We start from the raw sequence: 8,149 nt of genomic DNA, 5'->3' as shown, positions 1-8,149 counted from the left end.
TCAGCAACCCGACCCTACCGGCGAATCGCCGGTGACCACCGCAAAGCCGTCCGCCCGCTACGGCGCTATTTGAGGGCGCGCGTGCGGACGGCTTTGCTCTACCGAGCTACACCATCACAGGGGACACAATCACGGCGCGCTAGCGAAAGCGGTGTCCGAACGATTGGCCAGGAACGCATCACACAGGTGTGGTTCGCCGGCGTGCACGCCAATGTGGGAGGCGGTTATCCTGATGACTCCATGGCGTATGCACCGCTCAAGTGGATGGTAGATCAGGTCAAACACAAAATAGAGTTCAAACTCGGCCCCCATGCTGAACCGGATGCTCTTCGGCAAATCGTGACATGTATCGACATTCACGGCAGACTGTACAACTCACGGAGCGGGCTGGCCGCCTACTATCGCTACGCTCCCAGAAACGTCACTGAGATCTGCGCGTCGAAATGCGCAAAATGGAAAAGCGAAAATTCATACTTCCGTGCTGGAAAGAATAAGACAACAGGTTCATGCATATGCACCGATCGGGCTTCCAGCAACCTACGATCTGGTCGACAGATCAGACAAAATTCTTGTGCCCGAGCAAAATCACCTGGAAACACCGGTTCAAGCGAGCTACCGTTTTCAGCATCAGAGTCTCGTTTGGAATCTGGTACTGAGAAAAAAATAGTCTACCTCGCGGTCGTGGCAACAACAGGCCTACTCTTCATATTTCCTTTCATTGCCTCTACGGCGTCACGCCTGACGTACGCGGCTTGGTCTGCCCAGCTATCCGATATTATCCGTGTCCTGGGCGCACCGACCTCCTATTTCACAAGCTTCTGGTCAGAAGCCTACGCCAGAAGGCCGGTGACCTTTCTGATCTTGCTTGGTTCGCTTTTGTTTTCGCTGTCCTACCACGCAAAGCTGAAGAGCAGCATCTCGGATGCGATGCTCGAGATTTGGAACCGGAGCAGTGATGGCAAACTCACCTCGCCCAATCACAACATGCTTTATAGGTTGAGGACGAATGCCTTACTGCGTGGGCTGCGCACATCGATCGCTTCGATTTTTGCTCCGGCCATTGTGATATTCCTCTTTCTCGCTTTCAGTCTTTTCAGCTTCTCCCATCTCATTTTCAATTTCGCTGACTCCGCGGGAGCTTACTGCAAATCCAGTCCGAATGAGCAGACTCCCGAATGGAGGTCGTCCCAAGGCGATCTTCTCAAAATCCCCGCAGGCGAGCCCTTTCCTTTCGACGCGCTGTGCTGGAACTCAGGAATCGTCTTAGAGCCGGGCCGCTACTCCATTTCTCTCGAGGCAGTTGATGGGCTCCCGCTCGAACCGCGCGCGACCGCCGTTCCAATCGTCAAATCTCTTTTATTGCGCTTGGCCTCTCCACTGAAGCGGTCGTGGGCTCGCCCATCGGGCCGATTGGTCGTTCGCGTCGGTCGTTTTGGTTATGACGAGAACTTTCTTGACCTCGATCTCGACGCGGGCAATCCTTCTCGCTACACCGAAACTTTCAGGGTGAGCCACAAGGCTCCCCTCTTCTTGTATGTCAATCAGCCGGTATTGCCACTGCCGGGCGCGGAAACATTGCTGTATCCTAGCTCGCTGAAGGGTCGAACGGCCACACTGTCCATCATGCGCGCGCGATTCTAACGATTATCAGGCGGTGGCGGGACCTTCAGAGGAAAGTGAGTTCGCCTTTTCACAAAGCTGACGCAAGCTCCCCTTTGCCGGTAGAAGCAAGTGGCAACTTTTATTCCGAAAATCAGCTGTTACGGAATAAGTCGGCCAACGGCTGACGCTAGGCGAGCTTCCCTACGCGATCGCCGGTCGTTACACGATGACCACTGGTTATGCGGCCTCCTTCCCGCCCCGAACCGCTACCATCCATCGGACGAAATCGCTGCAATCGTCGTCTAGCGTAGGAAATTGTGGGAGGGGTAGCAGGGGAGCGCTACCGACGACCCACACTACAGTCGGATCAGCGGAGCTGTGTAAATCGCGCAGTGAAGATGACGCTTCCTACCTCAGCGAACTGGTGCTGCTCGTCAGCACTCGCCCGTCACCCTACCCTTCGAGTTTTGGTCATGCAAGTTCGCGAATCGGAGACGGCCTGCCCCTCAGAACGCCTGATCAGATTTGCCGTGGTGAGATTTTTCTTGATCTCCCGGTGCACAAGGCGTGCACACGTCGCCTTCTAACCGATTGAAAAACTTAAACTCTCGTTCCAATCCATCATGGGGGCGACGGAAAAGCGGTGGTCTAAGTCACTCATATCATTGATCTTTTATGCCTCTTGCCGATCCTATAAGGGATTGAACCGACTGGCAAATTAATCCCGAGCGACCCCGTTTACGCCGGTTTTTCTGGGATCATCCGCCCCTATTGGAAATCGTCACATCTGCACACATGGTGCACACGAACGCCCGAGTGCACACGACCTTCACTCGCATTCAGGTCCGCCCACCGCAGATTTTCGTTGGAAACGTCCCTACCCCCATTCACATCCCAACGTGAGCCACGCGATGAAACGCCGGGAACGATTCACGTTCAACCGAAATAGAAATCAACCTCCGCACTGAAGTCTGCGTTGATCAAACGCACCGACGATAGATTACGCGTGACGCATCGTCGGCATAGTTCGGGAAACACTTCAGTCATTCGTGAGGGATAGGATGAAACTGGACCATTTCCGGTGGTACGACGGGCCCCATCTCGCACTATTTCATTGTCGGCATGACAAATTCGGGACCTTGCGCGATGCTTGTCGGCCAACGGCTGGTGACGGTCTTGAGCCGCGTGTAGAAGCGAATTCCCTCCGGACCATGCATGGAATGATCGCCAAATAGCGAAGCCTTCCAGCCGCCGAACGAATGGAACGCCACCGGCACGGGAATCGGCACATTGATGCCGACCATGCCGACGCGGATGCGATTAGCGAACTCCCGGGCAACGTCGCCATTCTGGGTGAAGATAGCCGTGCCGTTACCGTACTCGTTGTCATTGATCATGCGGGCCGCGGTGGCATAGTCGGGTGCCCGCACCACGGCGAGCACAGGGCCGAAGATCTCTTCCCTGTAGATCTTCATCCCCGTCGTGACATGATCGAACAAGGTACCGCCGATAAAATAGCCTCCTTCGTTGGAGCGGAAGTTGCGGCCATCGACGACCAGTCTCGCTCCCTCCTCAACGCCTGAATCAACGTAACCACGGACCTTATCGAGATGTTGCTGAGTCACCAACGGCCCCATTTCGGAATCAGCATTGAAGCCCGAACCGACCTTCAGGGCGCGAATCTTCGGTTCCAACTTCGAAATCAACGCTTCGGCCGTCTTTTCCCCGATGGGAACCGCCACGGATATGGCCATGCAACGTTCGCCGGCCGAGCCGTAGGCCGCTCCCATCAGTGCATCGACCGCCTGGTCGAGGTCGGCATCCGGCATGACGACCATATGGTTCTTGGCGCCGCCAAGCGCCTGACAGCGCTTCCCGGTGCTGGTCGCCGTCGAATAGATGTAGCGGGCGATCGGTGTTGAACCGACGAAGCTGACCGCCTCCACGTCCGGGTGCAACAGCAACGCATCGACGGCTTCCTTGTCGCCGAGGACGACGTTGAACACCCCTGCCGGCAGTCCGGCCTCGGCAAGCCATTGCGCGATCAGCAGCGATGCCGATGGATCACGCTCCGAAGGCTTCAGAACGAAGGTATTGCCGCAAGCCAGCGCCACCGGAAACATCCACATCGGGACCATGACCGGGAAATTGAATGGCGTGATGCCGACCACGACTCCGAGCGGTTGGCGCACGCCGTAGCTGTCAACGCGTGTCCCGACATTCTCACTGACTTCGCCCTTCAGGAGCTGCGGTGCGCCAACGGCGAATTCGACGACCTCCAGTCCGCGCTGGATCTCGCCCCTGGCATCCGAAAGCGTCTTGCCATGCTCGGACGTGATCACCGCGGCCAATTCATCGATCCGATCTTCGACGATCCGCAGAAATCGATTGAGAATTCGAGCCCGGCGTAACGACGGTGTATCACTCCAGATTTCAGCCGCGGCACGCGCAGCCGCGACCGCCGCATTCACTTCCGCCGACGAGGCGAGACCAACCTCGGCGGTCTGCTCGCCCGTCGCCGGGTTGAAGACAGGCGCTGTCCGTCCACCGCGGCCGGCGACCAGTTTTCCGTCGATGAAATGTTTGACCTGCGAAACCATCGAACTCTCACTATTTGGCCCGACGGTCTTTGCGCGCGTTCAGGGCGGCGGACAACGCCAAGTATTGCGGCTTCGATGTGCAGCAAATAGAGTCGCCGAATGGATTGGGACAAAGTTCGGATTTTCCTCGAAGTCGCGCGCACCGGCCAGATTCTCGGGGCCGCCAAACGGCTGACTCTCAATCACGCGACGGTTGCCCGTCAACTCACGGCGCTTGAAAAAGACCTGAAGACGAAATTGCTGAACCGACGGACGACGGGCTCGTCACTGACCCCCTCCGGAGTCGCGCTTCTCGCCGCGGCGGAACGAGCGGAATCCGAGCTCTTGCGCGTGGGCGCGCAGCTCACGTCGGCTGCCGACAAGCTGGCCGGCACCGTAAGGATCGGCGCACCCGAGGGGCTCGGAAATTACTTTCTGGCGGACCAGCTTGGTGCCTTCGCTGCGGCCAACCCCGATCTCGTGGTCCAGCTCGTGGCCCTGCCACGCACGTTCTCACTTGCCAAGCGCGAGGCCGATATTGTCGTCACCCTGGAGCGTCCGGAGGAAGGCCGGCTGATCTCGACCAAGCTCATCGATTATACGTTGAGTGTCTATGCATCCGGCGACTATCTGGCGCGGAGCAAGCCGATTCGCGAGCCCGGCGATCTCGCCGACCATCTGCTGATCACCTACATCCACGACATCATCTACAGCCGCGCGCTGGATTACGCTTCGACCTTCGGCGAACTGATCACGCGCCGCTTTGAATGCGGCAGCGTCGTTGGACAGCTTGAGGCCGTTCGCGCGGGACACGGCATCGGCATCCTTCACGATTATGCCGCGCGGAACTATCCCGAGCTGACGCGCGTCCTGCCTGCCAACCGCTTTACCAGAAGCTATTGGCTCGTCTCTCATCCCGACACCCATGACACGAGGCGGGTTCGGGAAGTCCGCCGCTATATCGTCAGCAAGGTACGTGAAGCGCGCCAGCAATTCATCGTGAAGTAATCAGCCTGCTTTTTGTGCAGGCTGGCATTGGCGCCAACGCATGCTACGTTTCACGAAGCGGAGACGACAGCCCCAAATTTCGTGAAGAATTCTCCGGCCAGCTTCTTTGCCGTCGAATCGATCAACCGCCCGCCAAGTTGCGCCAATTTACCGCCGATCTGCGAATCGACCTCGTAATGCAGGATCGTTTCGTTGTCGCCGACGGCTTCGAGCCTGATCGCAGCTCCCCCCTTGGCGAAACCCGCAACACCGCCCGAACCTTCGCCGGTGATCCGGTAACTGTTCGGCGGGTCGAGATCGCTCAGCGTGACCTTGCCGCCGAACGTGGCCTTCACGGGTCCGACCTTGATGACAACCGTCGCCGTCATGTCGGTCGGCGACGTCATCTCGAGGCTCTGACAGCCCGGAATGCACTGCTTGAGAACATCCGGATCATTGAGCGCTGACCAGACCTTATCGCGTGAGGCGGGCACGCTCCGGCTGTCGTTCATCTGCATGGGATCACCTGTTTACAAGAATGCGCATCAAACCGCGCAATAGCGTTCCTGGATAGCTTTGTCGGCGAGCAGCGCTGCGGAGCTGCTCTCATAGACGACCTCGCCCTGATCCATGATGATCGCGCGATCGGCAAGGCGAAGCGCCCATTCCACATTCTGCTCGACCAGCAGCAGCGTGACACCCTGATCGCGCAACCGGCGGAACAGTACGCCCGACTCTTCGACCAGCACCGGCATGATGCCTTCCGACGGCTCGTCGAGCAGGATCATCTTCGGCTTGGCGATCGTGGCGCGGGCGATCGCGAGCATCTGCTGCTCGCCTCCGGACATTGTCACACCCTCCTGGTCGAGGCGTTCCTTGAGGCGCGGGAAGCTTTCCGCAATCTCCTCGATCGCCTCGCGCTCGTCGATAACGTCGCGTGCGGCCACAAGGCCCAGTTGAAGATTCTCGCGCACCGTCAGCCCGGGAATAATCCGGCGTTCTTCCGGGACATAGGCAAGGCCCAATCGGAAGCGATCGTGCGCGCGCAACGACACCAGATCCGCACCGGCAAAGCCGATGCTGCCCGTGGTCTTCGGCATCAACCCCATGATGGCGCGGATCGTGGTGGTCTTGCCGGCGCCGTTGCGACCGACCAGAGCCACGACTTCGCCTTGTTCCACCGAGATTGAGACGCCGTGAAGCGTATGGCTCGCGCCATACCAGGCGTGCAGGTCCTTGATTTCAAGCATAGCCATCGTTCTGTCCCAGATATACGCGACGGACTTCCGGATCCGTCTGGATGTCACGCGGCGAGCCGTCGGCGATCAGGCGGCCATGGTGCAGCACCAGGATTCGATCGCTGAGGCCAAGGATCATCTTCATCTTGTGCTCGACCAGGAGGATTGTTCGCGCCGCAGCGAGCCTTTCCAGCAGCGCGACCATCTCCTTGGTTTCTTCCGGACCCATGCCCGCCGTTGGCTCGTCCAGCAACAGCACCTCGGGGTCGGAGATCAGCGCGATTGCGATTTCGAGCGCGCGTTGCTGACCATGTGCCAGAAACTTGGCGATCTCGTCGCGCTTGGCGACCAGACCAACGGATTCGAGCGCCGCGTCGGCTCGGACATTCAGCTCAGAGAAACGTTTCCGATTGGTCCAGATGTTGTAGCGGGAATGGCTTGCCTGGGCCGCAACCCGCACGTTTTCGTGCACGGAGAGGTCGGGAAAGATGTTGGTGATCTGATACGAACGCGCGATACCCCGGTGCACGAATTCGTGCTGTCGCGTTCCCTTCAAGTCCTGGCCCTTGAAACGGATCGTTCCGCTCGACGGCGTCAACACGCCGGACAACACATTGAATAACGTACTCTTGCCGGCACCATTCGGGCCGATGATCGACGTCACCCGTCCCGGCTGAAATGCAGTCGTAACGCCCTGCAGCGCGACGAAGCCGCCGAACCTCACTGCGATGTCCTCGACGGCGAGAAGCGGCGCGTTCATCGCATGACCCTTGCCAGAAAAGTGCCCCAGATCCCCTTGGGCAGAAACAGGACGAACAGTACGAAGATCGACCCGACGATGATCTGCCAGTGCGACGTCCACAATGAGAACACGTCCTCCATCACCAGGAAGACCAGGGCGCCGACAAATGGCCCGAAGAAGCTGCTGGCGCCGCCCAGCAGCGTCATCATCACGATCATGCCGGAAGCATGGTAATGCAGTGAGTCCAGCGGCACGAAGGCCAGATGGAGCGCCGACATCGTGCCGCCGAGCGCGCATATCGTCCCCGACAAGGTGAAGGACAGCAACTTGGTCCGTTCGACATTGTAGCCGCAGGTCCTGGCGCGTCGCTCGTTCTCGCGGATTGCCTCGATTGCCGCACCGAACGGCGAGTTGAGAATGCGTGAGACGATCCAGAGCGCCAACGCGGCAAACGCCATCAGCACGTAATACTTATTCACCGGATCCAGGAAGTTCACGTCGTAGCCGAGCAGATTGATCTTGTTCACGGTAAAGCCGCGCAGCCCGTTTTCACCTCCGGTCCAGGACGAAGCCTGCAGCGCGACGTAATAGACGAGCTGCGCCAAAGCGAGCGTGACCATCGAAAAGTAGATCCCGCGCGTTCGCGTCGACAGGGCACCAATCGCGAACGCCAGCAGCCCGCCACCGATCGCGCCGAGCATGACCGCCGCGTACCAGGGCACGCCGAACTGACCGATGGCGATACCGGTGATGTAGGCACCGGCGCCGACGAACGCCGCATGCCCGAACGACAGCAGGCCCGTATAGCCAAACAGAAGGTTATAACCGACTGCGACGACGCCATAGACCAGGACGTTGACGGCCAGCGCCTTCGACGGCAGCAGCCATGGCAAAAGGCAAAGCGCGATGATCGACAATGGAACGCGATAGGTCGTTATCAGCGATTTCAAGCGGGCGGGCTTTCGCATGCTGGACGGCATAGGTGCGGCGAGCGCCGGGGA

At 58.9% G+C, this 8,149-nt stretch carries 7 protein-coding genes; 2 read left to right on the top strand and 5 right to left on the bottom strand.

Annotation, left to right across the window (positions count from 1 at the left end; all coding sequences use genetic code 11):
* A partial coding sequence (locus tag ACT4OC_RS31975; RefSeq protein WP_444843058.1) for a phospholipase effector Tle1 domain-containing protein occupies positions 1-1,641 on the top strand: 1,641 nt, incomplete at its 5' end.
* Between the two features lie 1,067 nt (positions 1,642-2,708).
* Here the strand turns inward: ACT4OC_RS31975 and ACT4OC_RS31970 are convergent.
* Positions 2,709-4,202 carry a CoA-acylating methylmalonate-semialdehyde dehydrogenase gene (locus ACT4OC_RS31970; protein WP_444843057.1) on the bottom strand — a complete coding sequence of 498 codons (1,494 nt, stop codon included), beginning with the start codon at positions 4,200-4,202 and terminating at the stop codon, positions 2,709-2,711.
* A gap of 99 nt (positions 4,203-4,301) precedes the next feature.
* Between ACT4OC_RS31970 and ACT4OC_RS31965 the strand changes: the two genes are divergently transcribed.
* A complete protein-coding gene (locus ACT4OC_RS31965; protein WP_444843056.1) occupies positions 4,302-5,189 on the top strand; it encodes a LysR family transcriptional regulator in 888 nt (295 codons plus the stop codon).
* Between the two features lie 50 nt (positions 5,190-5,239).
* Here the strand turns inward: ACT4OC_RS31965 and ACT4OC_RS31960 are convergent, their stop codons facing one another.
* From ACT4OC_RS31960 to ACT4OC_RS31945, 4 genes are read right to left on the bottom strand one after another with little or no spacing between them, the layout of a single operon-like run.
* Positions 5,240-5,686 carry a CoxG family protein gene (locus ACT4OC_RS31960; protein WP_444843055.1) on the bottom strand — a complete coding sequence of 149 codons (447 nt, stop codon included), beginning with the start codon at positions 5,684-5,686 and terminating at the stop codon, positions 5,240-5,242.
* 27 nt (positions 5,687-5,713) lie between these two features.
* A complete protein-coding gene (locus tag ACT4OC_RS31955) occupies positions 5,714-6,418 on the bottom strand; it encodes an ABC transporter ATP-binding protein (protein ID WP_444843063.1) in 705 nt (234 codons plus the stop codon).
* The gene (locus ACT4OC_RS31950) at positions 6,411-7,166 is read right to left on the bottom strand and encodes an ABC transporter ATP-binding protein (RefSeq protein WP_444843062.1); all 756 of its coding nucleotides are present in this window, start codon (positions 7,164-7,166) and stop codon (positions 6,411-6,413) included. Before ACT4OC_RS31950 ends, ACT4OC_RS31955 begins: the two co-directional genes overlap by 8 nt.
* Positions 7,163-8,128 (bottom strand): branched-chain amino acid ABC transporter permease, encoded by a 966-nt coding sequence (locus ACT4OC_RS31945; protein ID WP_444843061.1) that lies wholly within the window; start codon positions 8,126-8,128, stop codon positions 7,163-7,165. The genes ACT4OC_RS31950 and ACT4OC_RS31945 overlap by 4 nt, the downstream gene beginning before the upstream one ends.
* Positions 8,129-8,149 lie beyond the last annotated feature (21 nt).

The sequence above is a fragment of the Bradyrhizobium sp. genome, assembly GCF_052389815.1.
Taxonomy (GTDB): domain Bacteria; phylum Pseudomonadota; class Alphaproteobacteria; order Rhizobiales; family Xanthobacteraceae; genus Bradyrhizobium.
The sequence above is the reverse complement of the archived record's forward strand: the minus strand, read 5'-3'. Positions and strand labels throughout refer to the sequence as shown.